The sequence below is a fragment of the Lactobacillus sp. PSON genome (assembly GCF_052615405.1).
In genome coordinates, this window is record NZ_JBQXFW010000004.1 from 35,644 (window position 1) to 61,452 (window position 25,809).

Here is a 25,809-nt window from a genome sequence, read left to right on the forward strand (position 1 = left end):
GTACGGCCAAACGGCGATACGTTGCAGCTATAATGGGTGCTCCCACTAAAACTTACTTTGATTTAAGTTTTAGACTCAAAAGTGATTTTCAATCAAATAAGGAAGTTATCTCTTCACACCAATCGAGACTCTCTGAAAACTATTACTTAATCTACTTTTCTTTCTCATTGCGATTGCTTAATTAAATTGTTGTTAATAATATTAACTCGTTTTTAATAATTGTCAAGAAGTTTTTAAATAATTTTTCTAAAAACAAGTTTTGGCTTGTTGTTTTTTTAAATAGTCCTAAAATATAGTTATAAGTTAAATTTTTAGGAGAAAGAAAAATGGATGAAACACCTGTATTAAAGTTAACTAAATTAGTTATCAAAAAAGAAGACCGCGAAGAATATATTAAAGAAGCAGAAGAAGACATGCATCAATCAATTCCAGCTCAGATTGATACTTTGATTATTGGTAGCGGTCATGAAGATGCACAAGGAACCATTAATTATGTTGTAAGATTGTTCCGCAGTCCAATAGCTGAAGATTTATATACTGCTGCTGATCATGCTGATGAGTATGCAGAAACTATTAAGAGAATTGCACAAGAGCAAAAAACTTGGGATTTAAATCCACAAATTATTACTACTAAGCCTAATAAAGCTCTTAATTCTTATGCTAACGAGTTTGTAATGCATCTTAACAAAATTAATGTAAAAAAGGGCAATGAAGATAAATTTGCACATACTATTAAAAAAGAAATTACTACTGCAATGGCTGAAGAAGTTGGTGTTGAAATGATCATTGCAGGTAATGATAAGAGTAATCCTGATGAATGGTTTGTTCTTGAAGTCTATGCAAATGATAATGAATATAAAGCACACCTTGATTCAAAGCATTTTGCAGAATATCAAGATGAGATTAAGGACTTGATTGAAAGTAGAGAAAGCCACGAATTAGTACGTGATACATTAGCTTCACAAGGTGCGGTAGTAATTGACTAAATTTTTTGAAAAAAGTTTCAATTTTTTCTTGACTCTTTTCTTGTTATCCCCTATACTATTAAATGTCGAGTGATGAAGGTCATTCGAATAGAACTAACAAGTAAAAGGTTCGAAGGATGGGTTATAGCCAAGTGGTAAGGCAATGGTTTTTGGTACCATCATGCGCTGGTTCGAATCCAGCTAACCCAATTCATAGAGGTGAAAAAGAACACAGTGAGAGCTGTGTTCTTTTTTTGCTTTTTTATCTTAATTATTTAATATAGCAAAACAAAAAAGAGTGCCGTGTTAACCACGTACACTCCCATTAGCTAATGCGGGTAATCAGCCCGACTTTTTGCGTGCGAGTTTAAAACTCACGTGTTCTTTATTATCGCAAAGCTATTATAGCATAATTTCAAGTAAATGGTAAAATATTAGTGCGTGCGAGTTTTGCATAGCTCTAAATCGTTTCAAGCGATTTTAAAGGAGGTGTGCTTTGATGACCCACGTGTTAATTATTATCGCTGTTAGTATGCTGATCGACTCAATCACTCGATTAGTGCGTGAAATTAAGCGCCGTTAATGGTTTGTTTGATTTCTCAACTGAGACAGTTCCAATTGTGGAGCTGTCTTTTTTGTGTTTTCACGTCTTTAAATTTTAACAGTGCATATGTGCAAAATAACCAGACAGCAACACTATTCTTTTTATAAATAAATCAATATGTGAATATGAGAGAGTAGTATTTTAGGCTTGCTTATTTTTGGAAGTGGCAAAAGTTAAATATCTGACTCGTAGGTCTGACCTTTTTGTCATACTCTGTTTTTTGTTTTGCTATAATCTATAAAAAAGCAAAAAAGAGTGTCGTGTTAACCACGTACACTCCATTAGCTAATGCGGGTAATCAGCCCGACTTTTTGCGTGCTAGGTATGACCTAGTTTTATTAATCTTGCTAAAAAGATTATAGCATAGAATCAACAAAATGGTAAAATGTTTAATGCGTGCTTTAAGCACCTAATTAAAAACGCTTATGCGTTGAAAGGAGGTGTAAGGCATGACCAACATTTTATTAATCATTGCTATCAGTGTGCTAATCGACTCAATCACTCGATTAGTGCGTGAAATTAAGCGCCGTTAATGGTTTGTTTGATTTCTCAACTGGGACAGTTCCAATTGTGGAGCTGTCTTTTTTGGTTAATATGTACTTTCATCCGTATAATTTTAAAAATTTGTATTTAAAACTTTCTAGATAGTTAAAAATTTAGTAGTATTAAAGTAGGATACACCAAAATCATATTATATAGCTTTTAGAAAGAATGTTACTTATGTCTGAAATTAAATACGAAAAAGTTCGTGATAGTTTGATAAAAGATATTGAAAATGGAAAATATCAAGAAGGCAAAAAGTTGCCTACGGAATCTGAATTAATGCAAACTTATAATGTGAGTCGCTATACAATTCGAAGAGCAGCTGGTGAATTGGAGAATAGACATTATATTTATCGCATTCAAGGTGGCGGTATGTTTGTTGATAATTGGAAGAAAAGAATTAAATCTAAATTTAATGATGCTAAAATGATTGGCGTAATAACTACTCATTTGGCTGATTATATTTTTCCAAGAATTATCAGTGGAATAGATAAAGTTATTTCAGAGAATGGGTATTCTTTAATTCTTAATAATACTCATAATAATCCTGATGAAGAGCGTAAAGCTTTGAAAAGGATGATTGATAATGATGTATCAGGATTAATCATTGAGCCAACACAAAGTGCATTACCAAATAAAAATTTAGATCTTTATAATAGTTTAAAAGAGAAAAATATTCCTACTCTTTTAATTAATGCACATTATAATAATCTTGATTTTCCATATATAGAAGTAGATGATTTAGAAGCTGAAAAAGAAATGACTAATTATTTGATTGGTTTGGGTCATAAAAAGATTTTAGGTATGTTTCAAGTAGATGATATGCAAGGAACCAAACGATTACGAGGCTTTTTGGATGCGTATATGGAGCATCCTGATATTTCGTATTTGAATGAAACTATTATGTATCAATCAACTGAAAATATGACTCCAATCTTAAAAGAAGCAATTTTGAAAATTAATCGTGAAAATGGTCCTACTGCTGTAGTTTGTTACAATGATGAACTTGCTATTCAAATGATGGATGTAATAAGATCTGTTGATTTAAAAATTCCTAAAGATGTTTCAGTTGCTGGCTTTGATGATTATATTTTAGGAAGATATATTTCTCCACGCTTAACAACTGTTGCTCATCCCAAAGAAAAAATGGGTGTAGATGCTGCAAAAAAATTAATTGATATGATTAATGGTAAAAAAGTAACTTCTAAGAGTTATAAAGTTAATATTATGCCTAATGAAACAACCAGTAAGATAGATTAAAATAATACTAATAAAAAGACATTGAGCAAAAAATTTGTTCGATGTCTTTTTTTATTTGTGTAATAATTTTTAAAAACAAAAAACAACAAATATAAAATTTGTAATTAATTTGTATTGAAAAATATCAGAAAAAGACGTATTATTAATTTGTGAATTGAAAGCGCATTCAATAATAAAAACAATAAATTAAAATTCATGAAAAGGAGGAAAAAATGGTTAAAAGTAAAAAGAAGATATCCAGTGCCTTTATATACTTTTTTGGCTCATTTGGAGGCATTTTATTTGGTTATGACATTGGTGTAATGACAGGTGCATTACCATTTTTGGAAGCAGATTGGCATTTGCAAAATGCTGCAGGTCTTGTAGGTTGGATTACTTCTGCAGTTATGTTTGGGGCTATTTTTGGTGGTGCGCTTGCAGGACAACTATCTGATAAGCTCGGTCGACGCAAAATGATTTTAATTTCTGCGGTAATATTTATGATTTTTTCAATTTTATCAGGAGTAGCGCCTGATATTGGACGAATTAGCCCATATTATTTGATTATTGTAAGAATGCTTTTAGGACTTGCGGTGGGAGCTGCATCAGCATTAGTTCCTGCATATATGTCAGAAATGGCTCCAGCAAAAGCAAGGGGTCGCTTATCAGGTCTTAATCAAACTATGATTGTTTCAGGAATGCTTTTATCTTATGTAGTTGACTTTTTGTTAAAAGACTTACCTGGTGAATGGGCTTGGAGATTAATGCTAGGACTTGCTGCAGTGCCGGCTTTGATTTTATTTATAGGAGTATTGCACTTACCTGAATCTCCGCGCTTTTTACTTAAAAAGGGTGATGAAGCTCAAGCAAAGCGAGTTTTATCATATATTAGATCAAACCCTGCTGAAATTAATCAAGAATTAGAAAGCATTAAAAAAACTGCTAAAAAAGAACGTGAAGCAAATCAAAAAGCTACTTGGGGAACACTATTCAGTAGTAAATACCGGTATTTAGTTATTGCTGGTGTTGGTGTTGCAGCTTTTCAACAATTTCAAGGTGCTAATGCGATCTTCTACTACATTCCTTTAATTGTACAAAAAGCAACTGGTCAAGCAGCTTCTTCTAACTTAATGTGGCCAATTATCCAAGGTATCATTTTGGTAATTGGATCATTATTTTATATGTGGATTGCAGATAAATTTAACCGTCGTGCGTTATTAATGCTAGGTGGCAGTGTAATGGGATTGTCATTTATTTTGCCAGCTGTTTTAAATTGGATGATTCCAAATATGAATCCAATTACAATAGTTGTATTTCTTTGTATTTATGTGGCATTTTATTCATTCACCTGGGCTCCTCTTACTTGGGTTTTGGTTGGAGAAATCTTCCCATTAGCTATTAGGGGGCGCGCTTCTGGTCTTGCTTCTTCATTTAATTGGATTGGTTCATGGTTAGTTGGATTGATTTTTCCAATTATGACTGCCAGTATGCCACAAGAAGCAGTATTTGCAATTTTTGGTGTAATTTGCTTATTAGGTGTAATTTTCATAAAAACTCGTGTTCCAGAAACTAGAGGACATACTCTTGAAGAAATTGAAGCTCAAGGAACAAATCATTCTAAGGCAATTAAAAAAGTACACTCTAAAAATATTAATGTAGAAAGAACTAATTCTTAGGAGAATAATGATGAATTTACTTGAAACTAAAAAACAAATTCAAAATGGTAAAACAGCCTTAGGAATTGAATTGGGATCTACAAGAATAAAAGTTGTCTTAATTGATAATAACTTTGAAACACTGGCTTCCGGAAGTTTTACATGGGAAAACCAATATAAAAATAATATTTGGACATATTCACTTGACCAAGTCTGGGAAGGAATTCAGCAAGCTTTTAAGCAATTAAAAGCTTCTGTTCAAAGTAAATATCATATTCCTTTAACTAGGATTGGTTCAATTGGTGTGAGTGCGATGATGCACGGATATTTACCATTTGATAAGGAAGGAAATTTACTTACTCCATTTAGAACTTGGAGAAATAATATTACTGAAGAAGCAGCTGATAGACTTACTGAATTATTTAATTTTAATATTCCGCAAAGATGGAGTATTGCACATTTATATCAAGCTATTCTTAATGAAGAAAAGCATGTTGATAATATTGATTTTATTACTACTTTAGCTGGATATGTACATTGGAAGCTAACAGGAGAAAAAGTTACAGGAATTGGAGATGCTTCGGGCATTTTTCCAATAGATGAAAACTTATTGACTTATCGTAATGATTTTTTGAATAAATTTAGCAAATTACCAGAAGTTGCCAAATATTCATGGTCAATTGAAAATATTTTACCAAAGCCTATTGTAGCTGGAAAAAATGCGGGAGAGTTAACTGAACAAGGTACAAATCTATTAGATCCATCAGGTTCTTTAAAAGCAGGCTCTCTTATGGCACCTCCAGAAGGTGACGCAGGAACAGGAATGGTTGCAACAAACAGTGTTAGAAAACGTACAGGCAATATTTCAGTAGGTACATCAGCATTTTCGATGAATGTTTTAGATAAACCTCTCAAATCTGTTCACCGTGATATTGATTTGGTAACTACTCCATCAGGCACACCAGTGGCTATGGTACATGTTAATAATTGTTCTTCAGATATTAATGCCTGGGTTGATTTATTTAAAGAATTTGCAGATGCCACAGGTAATAAAATTAGTACGGATAACTTATATCAGACCTTATTTGATTCTACTGTTCGTGCTGATTCAAATGCTGGTGGCTTAGTAAATTATAGCTATTTATCTGGTGAAAATATTACAAAAATTAAGGCAGGTAGACCACTATTTGTTAGAACTGAAAATAGTAAGATGAATCTTGCTAACTTTTTCTTAAGCCAATTATATGCAGCTTTTGCTCCTCTTAAAATCGGTATGGATATTTTATTAAATGAAGAACATGTTCAAACTGATGTAATGGTAGCTCAAGGTGGTTTATTTGCTACGCCTGTTATTGGGCAACAAGTTTTAGCTAATGCTTTAAATATCCCTATTACTGTAATGAATACAGCAAGTGAAGGCGGACCATGGGGAATGGCTGTTTTAGCAAAGTATGCTGAAACAGGTGGTGTTAAAAAATTAGCTGATTATTTAGATGAGAATGTATTTAAAAATCCAGAAAGTATGACGCTCACTCCAGAAGATAAAGGTGTTAAAGGGTATGAGCAATTTATTGATATTTACCAAGCTGGCTTGCCAATAGAAGAACTTGCTGGAAGAAAAATCAATTTTCAAGAAGGAGAAAAATAATGCTAGAAGAATTAAAAAAAGAAGTTTATGAAGCAAATATGCAATTGCCAAAACTGGATTTAGTGTCATTTACATGGGGAAATGTTTCCGGAATTGATCGTGAAAAAGGTTTATTTGTTATTAAGCCTTCTGGAGTTCCATATGATGAATTAAAGCCTGAAGATATGGTAGTTGTTAATCTTAATGGTGAAGTGGTAGAAGGGACTATGAATCCATCTTCAGATACTCCAACACATACTTATTTATATAATCATTTTCCAAAAATTGGTGGCATTGTTCATACTCATTCTCCCTGGGCAGTTTCATTTGCAGCAGCTAATATGGATATTCCAGCACTTAATACTACACACGCAGATACTTTTTATGGTGATGTGCCAGCTGCTGATGCATTAACTAAAGAAGAAATTGAAGAAGATTATGAAGGAAATACTGGAAAAACAATTGTACGTACTTTTAAGGAGCGGAATTTAGATTATGAAGCAATTCCTGCATCTTTAGTAAGTCAACATGGTCCTTTTGCTTGGGGCAAAACTCCACAAGAAGCAGTATATAATGCAAAAGTTTTGGAAGTAGTTGCCGAAGAAGATTATCATTCTTTGCAATTAACTCGAGGTAATATTCATTTACCACAATATTTGTTAGATAAGCATTATTATCGTAAACACGGCAAAGATGCTTATTATGGTCAAAATAATGCCCATTCTAAAGATCATGCTAAGAAAATTAATTAATAAATATCATTAATTTGTATTGAATTTATATGTAATACGTTCTACAATAAAAATGTAAGCGTTTTATTTAAACGAAAAGGAGATCAATTATGCGTAAAGTTCCAGATTATAAGTTTTGGTTTGTTGTAGGTAGTCAACCTTTATATGGTGAAGAAGCTTTAAGAAAAGTAAAAGAAGATGCAGAAAAAATTGTTGATGGTATTAACAAAAGTGGCAAATTAGAATATCCAATTGAATTTAAGTTAGTTGCTACGACTGCAGAAAGTATTACTAAGTTTATGAAAGAAGCAAACTATCGTGATGATGTTGCTGGGGTAATTACTTGGATGCATACTTTTTCACCAGCTAAGAATTGGATTCGTGGTACTCAATTACTGCAAAAGCCACTGCTGCACTTATGTACACAATTTTTAAATCATATTCCATTTGATGATATTGATATGGATTATATGAATTTACACCAAAGTGCACATGGTGACCGCGAATATGAATATATTAATGTAAGATTAGGTGTTCCAGATACCATTGTTTATGGATGGTGGAATGATGAAAAAGTTCAAAAGCAAATTGCTTCTTGGGAACATGTAGCTGTTGCTTATGATGAAAGTTTTCACATTAAAATTGCTAGATTTGGCGATACAATGCGTGACGTTGCTGTCACTGAAGGTGATAAGGTTGCTGCGCAAATCAAACTTGGCTGGACAGTTGATTATTATCCAATTGCTGATTTAGTTAAATTAGTTAATGAAGTAAAAGAAGAAGATATTGATAAAGAATATAAGAAGTTGGAACAAAACTTTGAAATGGTCGAAGGCGATAATGACCATGAAAAATATGTTCATGCTGTTCGTTATCAATTACGTGAATATTTAGCTCTTAAAAAGTTTTTGGATGATAATGATTACAATGCCTTTACTGATAATTTCCAAGATCTTGAAGGATTAGAACAATTGCCAGGATTAGCTGTACAACTTCTTCAATTACAAGGATATGGCTTTGGTCCAGAGGGTGACTTTAAGACAGCTGGATTAAGTAAGTTGATTAAGATATTAGCTGATAATAAGAAGACTGGCTTGATGGAAGATTATACGTTAGATTTACGTCAAGGCCATGAAGCAATTATGGGTTCTCATATGCTTGAAGTTGATCCTACTTTGGCTTCCGATAAACCTAGAGTAGAAGTTCACCCACTTGGTATTGGTGGTAAAGCAGATCCAGCACGTTTAGTATTTACGGGATCAGAAGGAGACGGGATTTATGTAACTTTGTCTTACTTTGATAAAGGTTACAAGTTTGTTTCTTATCCAGTTGATGCTAAAATTCCTGAAAAAGAAATGCCAAAATTACCAACAGCTAAACAAATGTGGACTCCAAAAGTTGGCTTAGAACCGGGTGCTAAAGCTTGGATGTATGCAGGTGGTGGACACCATTCAGTAATTTCTTTGAATGCTACTGAAGAACAATTGAAGCAATTAGCTCGCTTATTCAAAATTGAATTAGTTGATATTGATAAATAGAATTTTATGATTAATCTCGTTTAAAACTAGAATTAGATCTATAGTTTAAACGAGATTTTTCTTTGTTTTTATAAATAATGGGCTGCTTAAAAAAGCAGTAATAAAAGATAAAATCCAAGTTAAACAATAAATTATAAAAATACTTAAAAATGGCACTTGTTGGAATAAAATTTTGCCAAATAAATCCCAAAGAATCCATGACCACATTGCATTAGGCAGATAAGCTAAATAAGCAATCTGAGCTAATTTATGAATTAAGTAACTTGTTTTTTTAAAGCGTGATCCGACATGAATTGCAAATAAAGATATTAAAAAGATGACACTCAAATCATAAAAAGTCATTGAAGGTTTATAATATGGTGCATTTGCTAGATTAAGAGGTAAGCCGAATTGGAATAATTCAAGATTGATAACAATAAAACTTAATATCAAAATAGCCCCAATCAAGTATTTCCACTTTGATAAAAAATCACAATAAAATTCAAAAAATATGGCGCATAATACACCAAGAAAACCATAAAGTGCAAAACTCATAAAAAATCTGTCAAATAAATACCAATCATGCATTTTAGGACCATGGAAAATCAAACAATCATAAAATATTAACCATGAAGCAGATATGATTAGAATAATTATTAAGCAGAAAATAAACTTCTTTATTCGTAGTTGAAAATTAAAATCTATCCATTTTACAAGTAAATTAAATAGGGGCATTAATATCAAAAATTGCAACATCATTACTGCATACCACAAGTGCGGAGCAGCATTTCCACTTACAAGCTGCCATAAAAAACTTTGAAAGTTATGATAATGATTAATTTGCTGTAAATTTGGAAAAAGTAGTAAATAAATTATTCCCCACAAATAGTATGGGAGAAAGGAGCCACGCAATATTTTTAAGTAAAACTTTTTAGTATTAAATTTTATCCCTAAATTGTATCGAGTATTAGTGAATAAAATGCTAAAAATAAAAGCAGGTGCAGAAAATTTTACAATATTATAGCTAATACCAATGCCGATTTGTGTATTTGCATTAGGGTGCGCATTTAAAGCAAAGCCTAAAATAGACTGTAAAAAGACAGCTGATACCGCCATGACTTTTAAAAAGTCGCCATTATCAGCTGCCGTTTTATCTTTTAAGAAAGATTTATAATTCATTTTCATTATCATATGGGAATTTAAGCCCCCAAGCTACACGAACACTGTTTAAAATATGAGCAATAGCACGGGATTTTTCAAGTTCACCGTCATCATGTCCTTGTTCAATATAACGCTCAAAATCTTCAACTTCATATTGTAAGGCTTTATAACTTTTACCAGCTTCTATATGGTCATAATCTTCTTCATGGGCGCTTTCAGTGTAAGTAATGTCAGCGCGTGTTGCACGTGGATATTGGCTTATTTCAACATAACCTTTGGTACCTGAAACAAGTCCGCGCTTAGGCTGTTTAGCACGCATAGAAAGTGACATTACTGCCATTTGTCCTTTAGAGTTTTTCAAGATAATACCAGATTGCTCATCAACTCCTGTTTCAAAGAATTTTACAGAAGTAGTAATACTTTCTGGATATTCGTCTAAAAACTCCATCGCAAATGCAGTTGCATATCCGCCAATATCAAGAAGAGCGCCACCAGCAAGACGTTTACTAAAGAAGCGATTAGAAGGATCATAGTCTTTTAAACTGCCGAAGTTGATTTGAATCATTTTAATTTGACCAAGTTTATCATCTTTGATTAGTTTTTTAACTTTTTTATAAATTGGCATGTGATAAAGAGTGAAGCCTTCGGTTAAGATAAGGTGCTTTTCTTTAGCTAATTTTGCTACTTCATCAAATTGCTTAGCATTAACTGTTATAGGTTTTTCACAAAATACATTTTTGCCTGCATTTAACGCTTTTTTGATATAAGTATAATGAGACATATTAGGAGTAGCGATATAGATGATATCAATATTAGGATCTTCAATCATCTCATCAGGATCAGTAAAAATATGCTTAACATGTTTTTCTTCAGCGAATTCATCAACAGATTTTTTATTATTGTTAGCTGCCGCATAAATTTCACCGTTGACTGCATTTATTGCATCAGCCATATCGTGAGCAATCCAGCCAGTGCCAACGATTCCCCAGTTATATTTTTTCATAGTTTTCTCCTTGTAAAAATTTTCTTACAATTAAAGTTTAGTATTATTGAAAGCGCTATGCAATAAAAGTGATGTGGGTTTCAACAGGGAAAAATGACTTAAAAATATTATTTTCAAAAAATAATAAAATTTTTTACAAAAAACACTTGCATTTATCCCTAAACTTATGTATTATAATAAACGTGCATTACGGAGGAATAGCGAAGTGGCTAAACGCGGCGGTCTGTAAAACCGCTCTCTCTGAGTTCGGCGGTTCGAATCCACCTTCCTCCATTGCTGGTTTATCCAGCTGGTAATTAGTTGAACTAACAAGTAAAAGGTTCAATGAATTGGGTTATAGCCAAGTGGTAAGGCAATGGTTTTTGGTACCATCATGCGCTGGTTCGAATCCAGCTAACCCAATAGTTCTTATAGAACACCCAACCCGATTAAGAAGTATCTCATACGAGATACTTCTTTTTTTGCTTTTTAACTAAAAATGTGCTATATAATAAAAAGTATTTACAAAATAATACATAACCTTTATACTTATTATTTGTAATAAGCTTATATATAGTAAGTAGGGTTAAAATATGAGACATAAAAGTTTACTGACTGGAATTATGGTAATAGCTGCAGCGGGGGTATTAGCAGCTTGTTCTAATTCTAGTAATTCATCTAATTCAAAAAAAGTGATGAATACAGCAACTTCAAATGAAATTTCAACGCTAGATTCAAGTAAGTATGGAGATACTACAAGTTCTGAAGTTCTGCAAAATTCAATGGAAGGATTATATCGTTTTGATAAGAATAATCAGCCAAAGTTAGCAGGTGCAACTAGTGTAAGTAAGTCAAAGGATGAGAAGGTTTATACTTATACTTTGCGAAAAAATGCTAAATGGTCAAATGGTGATCCAGTTACTGCTCAAGATTATGTAACAGCTTGGCGCAGAACAGTTGATCCTAAAAATTCTTCCCTTGATAGTGATAGTTATGCCATTATTAAAAATGGTACAAAAATTACTCAAGGCAATGCTTCTGTTAATTCATTAGGAATTAAGGCTTTAGATAAATATAAGTTACAAATAACTTTAGAAAATCCAATTCCTTATTTGCCTCAAATTTTAGAAGGGGCACAATTTTATCCACAAAATACTAAATTAGTTAAAAAACTAGGTTCTAAATATGGCACTAGTAGTCAAAATTTAGTTTATAATGGACCGTTTGTTGTAAAGGGTTGGTCTGGATCAAATCTTAAATGGAGTTTTATTAAAAATAAAAATTATTGGGATAAGAGTCTAGTTAAAATTGATCGTGTTAATATGCAAGTTATTCGAGAAACTTCAACCGGAGTTAATTTATTTAGAAGTGGAAATTTAGATTATACTCCGTTGTCATCTGATTTTGTAAAGCAATATCAAAATAATAAAGAATATCATTCTCAAGTAACACCAACTAATGGTTATATGACTTTCAATTTAAAAAGAAAAGTAACTGGTAATGTTCATGTTCGTCGTGCTATTAGTCAAGCAATTGATAAAAAATTACTTGTTAAAACGATTCTTCATGCAGGTAAAGTTTCAAATGGCATAGTTGCTTCTAATTTTATTAAAGATGAAGTTACTGGAAAAGATTACCGCGAAGATGCAGGGGATTTAGCGGTATATAATAAACATGCTGCACAAAAAGAATGGAAATTAGCTCAAAGCGAACTTGGTAAAAAGAAAATTACTCTAGAACTTCTGACCTCAGATATAGATGATGCAAAACGTGTGGGTGAATTTATTCAAAGCGATTTGATGAAAAACTTACCAGGCTTGACTATTAAATTGCGTTCTATTCCGTTAAAATCTCGCTTGTCAAATACAACTAATCATAATTATGATTTTGTATATGGAACTTGGCAACCAAGTTATGAAGATCCAATTGACTTTTTAACGATAGGTGGACTTTTTAATTTAGAACCAGATTATCATAATGATAATTTTTGGAAGCAAATTAATTTAGCTCGTTCAACTTATGCAACTGACCCTAAAAAACGTTTAAATGCATTAATTAATGCAGAAACGCAATTGATTAAGAAAGATGCATTTGCGGTACCGCTATATCAAGCAGGAGCATCATATTTGCTTAATTCAAATGTTCAAAACTTTCAATTATCTCCATATGGAAATGTTGCTTATTATTGGAATATAAAGATGAAATAATAAAAGCTCGGAATTTTTCCGGGCTTTTAAAATTCACTAATAGTTTTTCCTTGCCAATCAAGCATTCCACCTTGAACATTAATAGTAGTGTAACCTTTTAATTCAAGAATAGCTGCAGCTTGAGCAGAACGATTACCAGAACGACAAATTAAATAATAGGATTGACTTTTATCTTCTTTGAATTTAGCTATTTTTTCTAAAGGAAAGTTTTGAGCTTCAGGAATATGACTTCCTGCATATTCTAATTCAGTTCGAACATCAATTAAATTGATATCGTGATTTTTGAGCAGTTTCATTAATTCGTTTGTAGAAATTTCTTTCATTTTTTAACCTCATTCATGCATTATTTACCTATTATAGAAGAAAAACAGGTAAAATTATATTTAGTTGTTTTTAGAAAGGGAAAAATTGAATGCCTAGACTTATAAAAATTGGAGCCGGTGGCGCAGAAGTCACTTGGCATGAAGCGTTAAAAGATTTACGCGCAGATGATGTGCTTTTCTTAGAGCCTGGTTTTTATGAATTACCGCAAGGAATTACTCTAACTGATATAACTATTAAAGGAACAGGGTCTAGTCCAGAAGATACAACAATTTTAGGATATGCAGGTGTTTCTAAGAATAGTAGATATGTAACTTTAGAAAATCTTTGCATAAACACAAATAAAGATCGAAATAGTTTGTTCATCCCACTAGAAGCAGATACTTATTTAAGTTTACGAAATTGTATTATAAAGGGATGCGGAACGGATACTGCTACTATTGCTGTTAATGGGAAAGCTACTTTAGAATTATATTCAACTAAAGTTATTGGGGGTTCAATTTCAATGTTTGAAGCATCAGACTTTAGGCTAGAAATGAACGATTCTTATATTGATTATCCTTCAAATGAATATTGTGCTTTGGCTTTAGAAGGTCATGGTACAGCGATTATTAACAACTCTAGAATTCATGGTAGTATAAATACTTTTAATAAAACTAATATGGAGCTTGATATTAATAACACAACAATTGATTATTTGCTTTTGCATGGTCAAACTTGGATGAATATGATGGGAAGTGAAGTACTATCACAAGAAGATGCATGTCTTTATATTAGTGATGAATGCTGGGTGAATATTTTAAATAGCAATTTTAATGGTGGCGTTTATTTAGATAAGCAAGCAAGAATGATTTTACAAAATAGTCGCTTAAATAGAATGGTAGCTATTGATGAAGCAAAAGTTACTCTTAATAATTCAGTGGTTACTGATCATGCAGATTTTCAAAATGATGCAAAATGTGATGCTAATCGTGTTACTTTTAATGGGGGATTAGAATACGAGTATTTTTTGGCATTGAGTGATGATGCGGAACTTAAGGGAAGTAATTTAGTATTAAACTCAAACGGTGCAACGTTGGCAGTTCAAGATAATGCAAAGTTAATAATGAATGTTCTTGCAAGTAAAGATAAGTCATTAGAAGTTGAATGTAATAAAAAACCTAATGTTCATATCTTAGGAATGAAATGGACCGCTAAGAAAAAATAGTCAAAAAATAAAAGAGTCTTTAGACTATGAAATCTAGACCAATTTAGCTTATAATTGATTATAGATTTGGAGGGATGCACTATGGAAGAACCGATGTACATCAAGATTCATAATCAAATTAAACGTGATGTAGAAAATCATATCTATAAAGTGGGAGATCGAATTCCAGCAGAAAGACAGCTTGCAGTTGAGTTTGGCGTGTCGAGAATGACTTTGCGTCAAGCTATTAAAACTTTAGAAGAAGAAGGAATTCTTGAAAGACGCCTTGGTAGTGGTACTTATGTAGCTAGTCAAAAAGTCCAAGAAAAAATGTCAGGAATCATGTCATTTACTGAAATTACTAAAGCTAATGGACAAAAGCCATCGAGTAAACTGATTTCTTATCAAATTGGCAAGCCATCTTTATCTGAAAAAGAACGTTTAGCACTTCCAGCTGGAAAAGATGTTTTGCGAATGGAACGCATTAGATATGCCGATGATACTCCAATTTGTTATGAAGTAGTAACAATTCCGTATAACTTAGTTGAAGGTATTTCTAAAGAAGATATTTCTACCCATCTTTATGAAGCATTAAGTAAAAATCATTATAAAATTGGTCGGGTAACTGAACATATTTCTGCAGCGATTGCTAATGAACAAGATGCAAGATTGTTAAGTGCGAAGAAGGGTGAGGCCTTGATTACTCGTCGGCAAGTTACGGAGCTTTCAGATGGTCAGCCTTTTGAATATACACGTGCACGATATGTAGCAGAACGATTTGAGTTTACTTTTTCAAAATAAAAACTCCAAATCTTACTCAAAGTAGTGAGATTCGGAGTTTTTTACTTTAAATCTTCTTTTATTTTAGTTGTCGAAATACCTGGAGTTCGAGGTAAATAAATAACCTCACAATATGGTTTTAAGAAATCAAATTTTCCTTTCCAATCATCACCCATTACAAAGGTATCAACATCATATTTTTCTACATCTTTGATTTTTTGATTCCAGTCTTTTTCTGGAATAACTTCATCTACATACCTAATCGCTTCTAGAATGTATTTTCGCTCTGGGTAAGTGTTGTAAGCTTCCTTATGCTTTTGAAATGCGTTAAATTCATCGGTTGAAAGTCCAACAATTAAATAATCACCTAATTCTCTGGCACGTTTTAATAAACGGATATGTCCATAGTGAAGCAAATCAAAAGTTCCATATGTAATGACTTTTTTCATATTTTTCTCCTTATATTGCTTCAAATAATATACCACAATTTCTAAGAAATCTTAAATTTGCTAATGTTTCACGTGATTTTTGATAAAATTAAAATAAAAAAATAATAAGAGGTTTTTATATGGATAAAGTAAATGTTCTGGGTGTAAATTTTGATAATAAGAATTTTAAGCAATTTCAAGAAGCATTTTTAAAAAGAATAGACCATCATCAATCAACCTTTGTGGTAACTGCTAATCCTGAAATAGTTATGGCAGCTAATGAAAATCCACTGTTTATGAAAATATTAAAAGAAGATACTGATTATATTACTGCTGATGGAATTGGAATAATTAAAGCAGCTAAAATTTTAAAAACACCACTTCCAGAAAGAGTAACAGGATATGATTTGTTTACTTGGTTAATGAAGTTAGCTGATGAAAAGGGGCTAAGAGTATATTTAATTGGTGCTAAGCCACAAGTAATTCATGCTGTACAAGAAAAAGTTGCTCATAGTTATTCTGGAATTAATTTGGTTGGGGCAGAAGATGGTTATTTTAAAGAAGATTTAGAGATGGTAGCTCGTAGAATTCGCCGTGCAAAACCAGATTTAGTTTTTGCGGCATTAGGCTTTCCAAAACAAGAGCAACTACTTTCAATTTTGAGAAAAGAAAATGTTCCAGCCTTAATGATGGGGGTTGGAGGAAGTTTTGATGTCTTTTCTGGAATGAGTAAAAGAGCACCTCAAATTTTTCAAAATTTACATTTAGAATGGTTTTATCGTTTGCTTAAAGAGCCTTCAAGAATTGGGAGAATGATGGTTTTACCTAAATTTGTAATAAAAGTTAAAAAATCGAAAAGAGGCAAATAATTGTGAAAGTTTTGCATATTAATGCTGGTTTAGAAAATGGCGGCGGTTTAACCCATATTGTTAATTTGCTTACAGAGGCTAGAAAAGAAAATAAGGATTTTGAATTATTAACTCTGTCTGAAGGACCTGTTGCAAAAAGTGCCCGTATCGCAGGAATTGATACTCATGTTTTAGGCGCTAAAAGTCGTTATGATATAAATAGTTTGAAAAAATTGACCCAATTTATTAATCAAGGCCATTATGATATTGTCCATACTCATGGAGCGCGAGCAAATTTATTTTTGGCAATGATTTATAAAAAAATTAATGCAAAGTGGTGCATTACAGTCCATTCAGATCCATATTTGGATTTTGAAGGACGAGGAATAGTAGGAATGATTTTTACCAAATTAAATATTCATGCATTGAAAAAAGCAGATTGTATCTTTGCAGTAACTAAACGTTTTGCTAATCTTTTGATAAATAAAACACATATAAAAAAGAATAAAATTCAAGTGATATATAATGGAATATTTTTCCATACAGATAATCAAATTCCTGCTAAATACGAACATCCCTATTTTAATTTAATTAATGTAGCTAGAATTGAAAAAGTAAAGGGACAGGACTTACTTTTGCAAGCTTTAAAAAAAGTAAACGATCAGCATGTTCGTTTGCATATTGCAGGAGATGGGAGCCAATTAGAAAATTTGAGAAAACTAGCTAATGATTTGCAGATTGCACCCCAAGTTACCTTTCATGGTTTTTTAAATCAAAGTGAATTAAAGAATTTATATCGGCGAGCTGATTTAGCAGTTTTAACTTCATATTCGGAAAGTTTTCCCTTAGTTTTACTTGAAGCTAGCGATAACTTAGTACCAATTTTATCAACGGATATTGGCGATATTAAAATGATGATTCCAGATGATAATCATGGCTTTGTAGCTAAGATTGGCGATGTTGATTCTATTGCTAAGCAAATTAAAAAGGCAGTCAATATGAATACTCAAAAGTTGCAAAAAATAGCTATCAATCAAAAGCGTTATATTGAAAAGAATTTTTCAGTTAAAAATCAACTACATTTAATTGAATCTGTCTATGAAAAACTAGCAGAATAATTGCCGATAAAGAATGCTAGTCGTATAATTAAAGGCAAAATGTTTATTGAACTATGAGAGGAAAACAATGTTTTACCCAGAAATAGATAAAAGTGATTCTTTAGCTCTACATACAGATCTATATGAAATCAATATGATGTATACCTACTTCAAAAAAGGAATTGCAGATCGCAATGCGGTTTTTGAAGCTTTTTATCGTACAGAGCCATTTGGAAATGGTTTTGCTATATATGCTGGACTTGAGCATATAATCGAATATTTACAAAATCTCAAGTTTAGTGAGAGTGATTTGAAATATTTGAAAGAGCAGGGAAATTATGATGATGATTTTATCGATTATCTTCGTAATTTAGAATTGAAATTAAATATTCGTTCAATGAAAGAAGGAGAGTTAGTATTTGCTAATGAACCTTTGTTCCAAGTAGAAGGTCCTCTTGCTCAGGGACAATTAATTGAAACTGCAATTCTTAATATAATCAATTTCCAAACATTGCTTGCAACTAAGGCTGCTAGAATTAAATTAGCAGTTAATGGCGATAAAATAATGGAATTTGGTTCTCGTCGAGCTCAAGAAGCTGATGCAGCGCTTTGGGGTGCACGAGCTGCTTATATTGGTGGTTTTGATTCAACAAGTAATGTTCGTGCTGGAAAATTATTCGGTATTCCAATTTCAGGAACCCATGCTCATGCTTTAGTTGAAGCTTTTGGTAGTGAATATGAAGCTTTTAAGGCATACGCTGAAACGCACAAAGATTGTGTTTTCTTAGTTGATACTTACGATACTGTTAGAAGTGGTGTCCCGAATGCTATCAAAGTAGCTAATGAAATGGGTGACAAAATCAATTTCTTAGGTGTAAGAATTGATTCAGGAGACATGGCTTATATTTCTAAGCAAGTTAGAAAAGAGCTAGATGATGCGGGTTATCCTAATGCAAAAATCTTTGCTTCAAATGACCTTGATGAAACAACTATTACTAATTTAAAAATGCAAGGTGCTAAGATTGATGTATGGGGGATTGGTACTAAGTTTATTACTGCTTATGATCAACCAGCGCTAGGAGCAGTTTATAAACTTGTAGCAATTGAAGACGAAGTTCATGCTATGCGTGATACTTTAAAGATTTCTTCAAATGCAATCAAGGTTTCAACTCCAGGTAAAAAGCAAGTTTGGAGAATTAGTGCTAATACTGCTAAGAAAAATGAAGGTGATTGGGTATCACGTGATACTGAAGATCCGAGAAAGTTTAATGCGCTATTTATGTTTCATCCTCAATATAACTACATTAATAAAGTTGTAACAGATTACACAGCTATTCCGCTTTTACATGATATATTTAAAGACGGTAAGTTAGTTTATAAGCAACCAAAATTAACAGAAATTCGTGATTTTGTTGCTAAAAACTTAGATGGTTTATGGGATGAATATAAGAGAAGTCTTAACCCACAAGAATATCCAGTAGATTTATCACAGGATTTATATGAATCTAAAATGAGTCTTATTCAAGATATTCGTCGTAATATTCGTGAAAGAAGTATTGGTCGATGAGAGATTTACAAGAAAAAATTATTGCATATGAGCATGTTTTACCAGAAATTGATCCAGAAAAAGAAGTTAGAAAGTCTGTTGACTTTTTAAAAGATTATTTGAAAGCAAATCCATTTTTAAAATCCTTTGTTTTAGGAATTTCTGGTGGACAAGATTCAACTTTAACTGGAAAACTTTGCCAAATGGCAATTAGTGAAATGCGTGAAGAAACTGGTGACAAGTCTTACCAATTTATTGCAGTTCGTCTTCCTTATGGTGTTCAAGCTGATGCAAAGGATGCAGAGGATGCAGTTAAATTTCAAAATCCAGATCAAGATTTAATTGTTAATATTAAAGAACCAGTTGATGCAATGGTTAAGGCTGTTGAAGCTAGTGGTCAAAAGATTAGTGATTTTAATAAGGGTAATATTAAAGCACGTCAAAGAATGGTTGTTCAATATGCAATTGCTGGTGCAAATAAGGGTGCAGTTGTTGGAACAGATCATGCTGCAGAAAACTTTAGTGGTTTTTATACTAAATATGGTGATGGTGCAGCTGATCTTACTCCATTATTCCGCTTAGATAAGCGTCAAGGTAAGGCAATGCTTAAATATTTAGGTTGTCCAGAACACCTTTATTTGAAAGCTCCAACTGCCGACTTGGAAGATGATAAGCCAGAACTTCCAGATGAAGTTGCACTTGGGGTTACTTATCAAGAAATTGATGACTATTTAGAAGGCAAAGAAATTAGCGATGAAGCAGCTGACCAAATTGAAAAATTATGGAAGAAGAGCGAACACAAGCGTCATTTGCCTGTTACTATTTTTGATGATTTTTATAAAGATTAAACTTGTATAGTTGTCTATTTTTCCTTATAATAATTAGTGATCATAAGGGAGTAACGGCATCTTATATGCGATAAGCCCAACACCCGAAGAAAATCTTCTGGACTTATCTTAATTTGTGAGACTTATGTGCGATATGCATGTAGGTCTCTTTTTTGTTATAGGAGGTTTAAAAATTGGCGAAGAATTATTATACAGAGTCAATTTCTGAAGTAGAGAAGAATTTTGATACTTCTTTAAGTGATGGTTTGACTAAAAATCAAGCTAAAGAAAGACTGGAAAAATATGGTCCAAATGCTTTAGCTTCAAAGAAGAAAAAATCAATGATTATGAGGTTCATTGATCAATTTAAAGACTTTATGATTATTGTCTTGATTATTGCGGCTGTTCTTTCTGGAGTAGTTGCTAAAGAATGGACCGATGCGGCTATAATTATGATTGTGGTAGTTTTAAATGCAATCTTGGGGGTTTTTCAAGAAGCACGTTCAGAAGCAGCGATTGATGCTCTGAAAGAAATGGCCACGCCTAATGCTCATGTCAAACGAAATGGAGCAATTATTGAAATTCCAAGTACGGAATTGGTACCAGGCGATATTGTTTTGCTTGAAGCTGGTGACGTAGTTCCAGCAGACTTACGCTTAAGTCAAGCATATAGTTTAAAAATTGAAGAATCAGCTTTAACCGGTGAATCTGTTCCTGTCGAAAAGGCTGCAGAAACTTTAGAAGGTACGGATATTGCTCTAGGTGATAGAGTGAATATGGCATATTCCAACACTAATGTTACTTATGGTCGTGGTGAAGGTGTAGTTGTTGGAACAGGGATGCACACCGAAGTTGGTAAAATTGCTACAATGCTTAATAATGCCGATGAAACTGATACACCTTTAAAGGAAAACTTGAATCAGTTAGGTAAAACTTTAACTATCATGATTTTGGCAATCTGTGTGGTTGTCTTTATCGTAGGTGTTTTAAAAGCAGATCCTGCCCAACGTAATTCTACCTTGATGATTAATATGTTCTTAGTTGCTGTTTCTTTAGCAGTTGCTGCAATTCCAGAAGGTTTACCAGCAATTGTTACTATCATTTTGGCATTAGGAACTCAAACAATGGCTAAGCATAAAGCGATTGTTAGAAAACTACCTGCAGTGGAAACACTAGGTGCAACTGATGTTATCTGTTCTGATAAAACAGGTACTTTAACACAAAATAAAATGACCGTTGAAAAAATCTTCTATGATGGTCAAGTTTTTCCAGATAAGGATGCAATATCGGAAACTAATCCAGCGCTTTTATCAATGGTTCTTGCAAATGATACCAAAATTGAAAATGCTGGTGACTTATTAGGTGACCCAACTGAAACTGCCTTGATTCAATATGCATTTGATAAAAATATTGATGTTCCTGCTATGCTTAAAAAGTATAGTAGAGTTCAAGAAGTTCCTTTTGATTCAGATCGTAAATTAATGAGTACAGTTAATAAATACGGTGATAAATATTATGTCGCTGTAAAGGGTGCTCCAGATGAACTTTTAAAGCGTGTTACTCAAATTGAAATTAATGGTCAAGTTTCACCAATTACTACTCAACAAAGAGAAAATATTCTTGCAACTAATCAGTCTTTAGCTAAACAAGCTCTTCGTGTTTTAGGACTTGCTTATAAGATAGTTGATAAAACTTATGATGATCCAACAACTGAAAATGTAGAACAAGATTTAATCTTTGCAGGGCTTGTCGGCATGATTGACCCAGAGCGTCCTGAAGCTCGTGCTGCTGTCGAAGAAGCTCACAATGCAGGAATTAGAACTGTAATGATTACAGGGGATCACCAAGTAACGGCACAAGCAATTGCAGAACGTCTTGGAATTTTAAAACCTGGTCAAGATGAGCGTGTCTTAACTGGAGCAGAACTTGATAAATTAAGTGATGACTACTTTATTAAGCACGTTCAAGATTATAGTGTTTATGCACGTGTTTCTCCAGAAAATAAGGTAAGAATCGTTAAGGCATGGCAAGCAAATGGTAAAATCGTTGCCATGACTGGTGATGGTGTTAACGATGCTCCAAGTCTTAAACAAGCTGATATTGGTATTGGAATGGGAATTACTGGTACAGAAGTATCTAAAGGTGCCAGTGATATGATTTTAGCTGATGATAACTTTGCTACAATTGTTGAAGCTGTTAAGCAAGGTAGAAAAGTCTTTAGTAATATTCAAAAGGCTATTCTTTACTTAATGAGTTGTAACGTGGGTGAAGTGTTAACTGTCTTTATGATGACAATGCTTGGTTGGGATATTTTAGCTCCTGTACAGCTTTTATGGATCAACTTGGTAACGGATACTTTACCAGCTATTGCGCTTGGTGTAGAGCCTGTAGAAGATGGTATTATGAAACGTAAGCCTCGTGGAAGAAAGAGTAACTTCTTCAGTGGTGGTGTAGCAAGTTCAATTATTTACCAAGGTATCTTGGAAGGTATTTTAGTGCTTGGTGCTTACCAAATTGGCCTTCATGTAGGTCCTCATGTTAATAATCCTAACTTGCAACATGCGGATGCTTTAACAATGGCATTTTTAACTTTAGGTCTAATTCAGTTATTCCATGCAATTAATTCTAAATATGTTCACCAGTCAATCTTTAATAAGCATACTTTTTCAAATAAATGGTTTAACTGGGCAATTATTATTGCCGCAATCATTATGGCATCAGTTGAATTACCATTTATGACAAAACTCTTCGAAGTAACTGAACTTGATGGTATTCAATGGCTTGTAATTTTGTGTGCTGGTCTTCTTATGATTATCATTGTTGAAATTGTGAAGTTCTTCCAAAGAAAATTAGGTAAAGAATAAAAATTATCAAAATAAATTAGAAAAAGCTTGAGTTTTCTCAAGCTTTTTTTGTACTCTTAACTAATAAGTATATTTTTGAATGGAAGATTAATTAATGAAGAGTTTTTTGTTTAGGCTTTATTTATCGTGGATGAAATTTTTAAGTCGTTTTACAACAATGGAAGACAATAATATTGTTGTTTTGAATGAAGCTGGGAGATCTGGATCTAATGGTTATATTTTTTATAAATATTTGCAACTGAACCATCCAGAATACAATGTTACATTAGTTGAGCCATGGCCATCATCACATTTAAATTGGAAAACTTGGCAGAAAATTGGAGCAGCTAAATATATAATTACTACACATCAACCCTTTAAAGCACGTAAAGGTCAAATAAATGTACAATTTTGGCATGGAGTACCACTTAAGCGTATGGGAATTATGGCTAATAATACAAAACGCCGTGATAATCAGCGAAATGCAAATTTATGGCACAAAACAGCAGATATTGTGACTTCTAGCTCTGACCTTTATGAAACTCTGATGAGTAGTTGCATGGCTATTGAAACTAATAAATATAAGAAGTTAGGTTTTCCAAGGCTCGATGCACTTAAAAACCCAATAATTCCAAAGGAAAAATTATTAAAAGATTTGTTTAATACTGAAGATAAAAATGCTCAAATCGGAATTTATATGCCAACTTTTCGTTATGAGTTAGAAGATAAATCTGTCATGGAAAGAATTAAGCAAGGAAACTTTTTCGCTTTTGATGATTTTGATGGGGAAAAATTAAATGCAGAGCTTAAAAAGAGACATCAATATTTAATTGTTAAGTTGCATCCTTATGAAATGCGCTTATTTGATAATTTTAATAGTCAATATTCTAATATTGCTTTTTTAAATAATGATTATTTATTTGATAATAATTATGATCTTTATGAATTACTAGGAAATACCGATTTTTTAATGACTGATTTTTCTTCAATTTATTTTGACTATTTGCATTTAAATAAGCCAATTATTTTTGTAACTAATTTTTTGAAGCAATATGAAAAAACTCGTGGACTTTTAATGGGGCCATATGAAGAAATTACACCCGGGATTTGTATTAATTCGCAAAAAGAATTTATACAAAACTTAGATAGCTTAGATAATCAGCAAATACGAAATCGTAGATTGTATTGGCTTGATTTAACTAATCAAGTTAAAGGTGACAATTATTCAGAAAAAGTATTTGATTATATGACAAAATATTTAGGTGATTAAATGAAAAGAACATTTTTGAACATTTTATATAATGCCGTTTATCAAATTTTTCTTGTTTTGGTACCTTTAATTACTGTTCCATATTTATCTCGGGTTCTTGGTCCAAAAACTTATGGAATTTATAGCAGCGTTAATAATACTGTGCAATTTTTGATGGTCTTTTGTATTTTGTCTTTGTCTTATATTGGGATGCGGACAATTTCTAGAACACGCGTTCACGGTACTCCTCAAGACTTAAGTAATGCCTTTTGGGGCTTGTGGTATTTTCAAGGAATAGCAGGAATTATTACAATTTTACTTACAATTTTTATTTGTAGTATTTTTAAAATTAAATATTGGAATTATATTCTTTTGATGCTTCCTTTTTTGATTTCTGCTCAAGTTGATATTTCCTGGTTTTTTCAGGGATTAGCAGATTTCGGTAGAGTTGTGTTAAAAAATACAGTGGTAAAACTTGTCAGTGTTGTCCTAATTTTGCTTTTAGTAAAAAATCCAGGGGATTTATGGAAGTACTTGCTTATCATGTCAGTTTCAACGATGCTCGGGTCTTTTGTGTTTTGGCTTGATATTCATCGTTATGTTGGAAGACCTGTGAAGCATTTTTATAAATTTAAAACTACAATGAAGGCAATCGTTATCTTGATGATACCGCAAATTGCTACCCAAATTTATACTTCACTTGATAAACCTCTTTTGGGACTTTTTCAAAATTCGACTCAAGTTGCTTTTTATGATAATTCACAAAGGATTTCTAATATGGTGTTAGGGGTAATTACGAGTATTTCCTTAGTTATTATGCCTAAAATGGCTAGTGAAGAAAAAGAAGCTCAAAAGGTAGTCTTAAAAAAATCACTTGAAGCTACAATAATGTTAGGGACTCTTTTTTCAGTGATTATTATGGCAAATACTAAGCAATTCGTACCGTTTTTCTTTGGAAATAAATATACTCCAATGATTCCGTTGATGTTTTTCTTCACTTTAACAATTATTATGATTCCAACTGGTGGAGTATTTGCAAATCAGTTTGCTTTGGCTAATCGCCGTGATAAGGATTATGCCTTTCCAGTGGTAATTGGAGCAATTGTTGAAATTGTTCTAAGTTTTTTGCTTGATAAGCCGCTTGGTGCAACAGGAGCAATGATTGCAATTTTAATTACTGAATTTGTAGTCTTGATTTTGAGGCTTTGGGTTGTTAGAGATGGTTATAATTTTAAGTATGTATTTCATGATGTGCCTAGGTATTTCTTAATTGCAGTAATTACATTTATGGTGGGAATGGTAGTACCTAATTTTATTCCGTCGGCCTTTTTTAATATGGCATTTAAGTCTATTGTGATGTTAATTGTATATTTAGGTATTATGTTTATGATGAAGCTTGATTTTAATCAAGATATTAAGAAATTGATCAAGAATTTTTTAAAGCGAGGTTAAA

At 32.5% G+C, this 25,809-nt stretch carries 20 protein-coding genes, 3 tRNA genes and 1 other annotated feature (1 of these 24 only partly in view); of the genes, 19 read left to right on the forward strand and 4 right to left on the reverse strand.

The genetic code is table 11. The features are described 5' to 3' along the window. Positions 1–177: a binding site (T-box leader), on the reverse strand (it extends 57 nt beyond the left edge of the window). Positions 178–326: 149 nt separating this feature from the next. The 7 genes from ACTHPI_RS03330 (at position 327) to araA (ending at position 8,902) form a co-directional block, all read left to right on the forward strand. Then, positions 327–986: a putative quinol monooxygenase gene (locus ACTHPI_RS03330; protein ID WP_445352769.1), complete on the forward strand. Its 660-nt coding sequence runs from the start codon at positions 327–329 to the stop codon at positions 984–986. A gap of 117 nt (positions 987–1,103) precedes the next feature. Continuing rightward, positions 1,104–1,175: transfer RNA gene (locus ACTHPI_RS03335), tRNA-Gln, on the forward strand. A gap of 1,114 nt (positions 1,176–2,289) precedes the next feature. Then, the gene (locus ACTHPI_RS03340) at positions 2,290–3,372 is read left to right on the forward strand and encodes a GntR family transcriptional regulator (protein ID WP_445352770.1); all 1,083 of its coding nucleotides are present in this window, start codon (positions 2,290–2,292) and stop codon (positions 3,370–3,372) included. A 212-nt stretch (positions 3,373–3,584) separates the two neighbouring features. Beyond that, positions 3,585–5,027, forward strand: a complete 1,443-nt coding sequence (locus ACTHPI_RS03345) for a sugar porter family MFS transporter (RefSeq protein ID WP_445352771.1) — start codon at positions 3,585–3,587, stop codon at positions 5,025–5,027. 10 nt (positions 5,028–5,037) lie between these two features. After that, on the forward strand, positions 5,038–6,654 hold the full coding sequence (locus tag ACTHPI_RS03350; RefSeq protein WP_445352772.1) for a xylulokinase: 1,617 nt from the start codon (positions 5,038–5,040) through the stop codon (positions 6,652–6,654). Further along, the gene (locus ACTHPI_RS03355) at positions 6,654–7,385 is read left to right on the forward strand and encodes an L-ribulose-5-phosphate 4-epimerase (RefSeq protein WP_445352773.1); all 732 of its coding nucleotides are present in this window, start codon (positions 6,654–6,656) and stop codon (positions 7,383–7,385) included. Before ACTHPI_RS03350 ends, ACTHPI_RS03355 begins: the two co-directional genes overlap by 1 nt. A gap of 89 nt (positions 7,386–7,474) precedes the next feature. Next, positions 7,475–8,902 (forward strand): L-arabinose isomerase, encoded by a 1,428-nt coding sequence (araA, locus tag ACTHPI_RS03360; RefSeq protein WP_445352774.1) that lies wholly within the window; start codon positions 7,475–7,477, stop codon positions 8,900–8,902. Between the two features lie 45 nt (positions 8,903–8,947). Here the strand turns inward: araA and ACTHPI_RS03365 are convergent, their stop codons facing one another. Both ACTHPI_RS03365 and ACTHPI_RS03370 read right to left on the reverse strand, forming a co-directional pair. Then, positions 8,948–10,072 carry an acyltransferase family protein gene (locus ACTHPI_RS03365; protein WP_445352775.1) on the reverse strand — a complete coding sequence of 375 codons (1,125 nt, stop codon included), beginning with the start codon at positions 10,070–10,072 and terminating at the stop codon, positions 8,948–8,950. Beyond that, positions 10,050–11,045, reverse strand: a complete 996-nt coding sequence (locus ACTHPI_RS03370) for a Gfo/Idh/MocA family protein (RefSeq protein WP_445352776.1) — start codon at positions 11,043–11,045, stop codon at positions 10,050–10,052. Before ACTHPI_RS03370 ends, ACTHPI_RS03365 begins: the two co-directional genes overlap by 23 nt. A gap of 191 nt (positions 11,046–11,236) precedes the next feature. On the opposite strand from ACTHPI_RS03370, the gene ACTHPI_RS03375 reads away from it, so the two are divergent. From ACTHPI_RS03375 to ACTHPI_RS03385, 3 genes are all read left to right on the forward strand, one after another. Next, positions 11,237–11,318 (forward strand) — tRNA-Tyr (locus tag ACTHPI_RS03375). 57 nt (positions 11,319–11,375) lie between these two features. After that, a tRNA-Gln gene (locus ACTHPI_RS03380) sits at positions 11,376–11,447 on the forward strand. A 170-nt stretch (positions 11,448–11,617) separates the two neighbouring features. Beyond that, complete coding sequence (locus ACTHPI_RS03385; RefSeq protein WP_445352777.1) at positions 11,618–13,231, forward strand: peptide ABC transporter substrate-binding protein; 1,614 nt, start codon at positions 11,618–11,620, stop codon at positions 13,229–13,231. A gap of 26 nt (positions 13,232–13,257) precedes the next feature. Here ACTHPI_RS03385 and ACTHPI_RS03390 read toward each other — a convergent pair whose 3' ends face one another. Next, positions 13,258–13,554, reverse strand: a complete 297-nt coding sequence (locus ACTHPI_RS03390; RefSeq protein ID WP_445352778.1) for a rhodanese-like domain-containing protein — start codon at positions 13,552–13,554, stop codon at positions 13,258–13,260. A gap of 89 nt (positions 13,555–13,643) precedes the next feature. Here ACTHPI_RS03390 and ACTHPI_RS03395 point away from each other — a divergent pair, with 89 nt between their 5' ends. Next, positions 13,644–14,759 carry a hypothetical protein gene (locus tag ACTHPI_RS03395; RefSeq protein WP_445352779.1) on the forward strand — a complete coding sequence of 372 codons (1,116 nt, stop codon included), beginning with the start codon at positions 13,644–13,646 and terminating at the stop codon, positions 14,757–14,759. Positions 14,760–14,840: 81 nt separating this feature from the next. Further along, positions 14,841–15,539: a GntR family transcriptional regulator gene (locus tag ACTHPI_RS03400; RefSeq protein WP_445352780.1), complete on the forward strand. Its 699-nt coding sequence runs from the start codon at positions 14,841–14,843 to the stop codon at positions 15,537–15,539. Between the two features lie 41 nt (positions 15,540–15,580). Here the strand turns inward: ACTHPI_RS03400 and tagD are convergent, their stop codons facing one another. Beyond that, on the reverse strand, positions 15,581–15,967 hold the full coding sequence (tagD, locus tag ACTHPI_RS03405) for a glycerol-3-phosphate cytidylyltransferase (RefSeq protein ID WP_445352781.1): 387 nt from the start codon (positions 15,965–15,967) through the stop codon (positions 15,581–15,583). A 119-nt stretch (positions 15,968–16,086) separates the two neighbouring features. Here tagD and ACTHPI_RS03410 point away from each other — a divergent pair, with 119 nt between their 5' ends. From ACTHPI_RS03410 to ACTHPI_RS03440, 7 genes are all read left to right on the forward strand, one after another. Continuing rightward, the gene (locus ACTHPI_RS03410) at positions 16,087–16,815 is read left to right on the forward strand and encodes a WecB/TagA/CpsF family glycosyltransferase (protein WP_445352782.1); all 729 of its coding nucleotides are present in this window, start codon (positions 16,087–16,089) and stop codon (positions 16,813–16,815) included. Positions 16,816–16,817: 2 nt separating this feature from the next. Next, entirely contained in the window at positions 16,818–17,912 is a 1,095-nt protein-coding gene (locus ACTHPI_RS03415) for a glycosyltransferase (RefSeq protein ID WP_445352783.1), read from the forward strand. Between the two features lie 67 nt (positions 17,913–17,979). After that, complete coding sequence (locus ACTHPI_RS03420) at positions 17,980–19,458, forward strand: nicotinate phosphoribosyltransferase (RefSeq protein ID WP_445352784.1); 1,479 nt, start codon at positions 17,980–17,982, stop codon at positions 19,456–19,458. Then, positions 19,455–20,285 carry an ammonia-dependent NAD(+) synthetase gene (gene nadE / locus ACTHPI_RS03425; RefSeq protein WP_445352785.1) on the forward strand — a complete coding sequence of 277 codons (831 nt, stop codon included), beginning with the start codon at positions 19,455–19,457 and terminating at the stop codon, positions 20,283–20,285. Before ACTHPI_RS03420 ends, nadE begins: the two co-directional genes overlap by 4 nt. A 173-nt stretch (positions 20,286–20,458) precedes the next feature. Continuing rightward, complete coding sequence (locus ACTHPI_RS03430) at positions 20,459–23,128, forward strand: calcium-translocating P-type ATPase, PMCA-type (protein WP_445352786.1); 2,670 nt, start codon at positions 20,459–20,461, stop codon at positions 23,126–23,128. Between the two features lie 94 nt (positions 23,129–23,222). After that, on the forward strand, positions 23,223–24,377 hold the full coding sequence (locus ACTHPI_RS03435) for a CDP-glycerol glycerophosphotransferase family protein (RefSeq protein WP_445352787.1): 1,155 nt from the start codon (positions 23,223–23,225) through the stop codon (positions 24,375–24,377). Continuing rightward, positions 24,378–25,808 carry an oligosaccharide flippase family protein gene (locus ACTHPI_RS03440; RefSeq protein ID WP_445352788.1) on the forward strand — a complete coding sequence of 477 codons (1,431 nt, stop codon included), beginning with the start codon at positions 24,378–24,380 and terminating at the stop codon, positions 25,806–25,808. It begins immediately after the preceding gene. Position 25,809: the final 1 nt, after the last annotated feature.

What these genes read in the sequence shown, in the direction of transcription:
- ACTHPI_RS03330 (WP_445352769.1), top strand. Translation starts at nt 327, where the DNA reads ATGGATGAAACACCTGTATTAAAGTTAACTAAATTAGTTATCAAAAAA.
- ACTHPI_RS03340 (WP_445352770.1), top strand. Translation starts at nt 2,290, where the DNA reads ATGTCTGAAATTAAATACGAAAAAGTTCGTGATAGTTTGATAAAAGAT.
- ACTHPI_RS03345 (WP_445352771.1), top strand. Translation starts at nt 3,585, where the DNA reads ATGGTTAAAAGTAAAAAGAAGATATCCAGTGCCTTTATATACTTTTTT.
- ACTHPI_RS03350 (WP_445352772.1), top strand. Translation starts at nt 5,038, where the DNA reads ATGAATTTACTTGAAACTAAAAAACAAATTCAAAATGGTAAAACAGCC.
- ACTHPI_RS03355 (WP_445352773.1), top strand. Translation starts at nt 6,654, where the DNA reads ATGCTAGAAGAATTAAAAAAAGAAGTTTATGAAGCAAATATGCAATTG.
- araA (WP_445352774.1), top strand. Translation starts at nt 7,475, where the DNA reads ATGCGTAAAGTTCCAGATTATAAGTTTTGGTTTGTTGTAGGTAGTCAA.
- ACTHPI_RS03365 (WP_445352775.1), bottom strand. Translation starts at nt 10,072, where the DNA reads ATGATAATGAAAATGAATTATAAATCTTTCTTAAAAGATAAAACGGCA.
- ACTHPI_RS03370 (WP_445352776.1), bottom strand. Translation starts at nt 11,045, where the DNA reads ATGAAAAAATATAACTGGGGAATCGTTGGCACTGGCTGGATTGCTCAC.
- ACTHPI_RS03385 (WP_445352777.1), top strand. Translation starts at nt 11,618, where the DNA reads ATGAGACATAAAAGTTTACTGACTGGAATTATGGTAATAGCTGCAGCG.
- ACTHPI_RS03390 (WP_445352778.1), bottom strand. Translation starts at nt 13,554, where the DNA reads ATGAAAGAAATTTCTACAAACGAATTAATGAAACTGCTCAAAAATCAC.
- ACTHPI_RS03395 (WP_445352779.1), top strand. Translation starts at nt 13,644, where the DNA reads ATGCCTAGACTTATAAAAATTGGAGCCGGTGGCGCAGAAGTCACTTGG.
- ACTHPI_RS03400 (WP_445352780.1), top strand. Translation starts at nt 14,841, where the DNA reads ATGGAAGAACCGATGTACATCAAGATTCATAATCAAATTAAACGTGAT.
- tagD (WP_445352781.1), bottom strand. Translation starts at nt 15,967, where the DNA reads ATGAAAAAAGTCATTACATATGGAACTTTTGATTTGCTTCACTATGGA.
- ACTHPI_RS03410 (WP_445352782.1), top strand. Translation starts at nt 16,087, where the DNA reads ATGGATAAAGTAAATGTTCTGGGTGTAAATTTTGATAATAAGAATTTT.
- ACTHPI_RS03420 (WP_445352784.1), top strand. Translation starts at nt 17,980, where the DNA reads ATGTTTTACCCAGAAATAGATAAAAGTGATTCTTTAGCTCTACATACA.
- nadE (WP_445352785.1), top strand. Translation starts at nt 19,455, where the DNA reads ATGAGAGATTTACAAGAAAAAATTATTGCATATGAGCATGTTTTACCA.
- ACTHPI_RS03435 (WP_445352787.1), top strand. Translation starts at nt 23,223, where the DNA reads ATGAAGAGTTTTTTGTTTAGGCTTTATTTATCGTGGATGAAATTTTTA.
- ACTHPI_RS03440 (WP_445352788.1), top strand. Translation starts at nt 24,378, where the DNA reads ATGAAAAGAACATTTTTGAACATTTTATATAATGCCGTTTATCAAATT.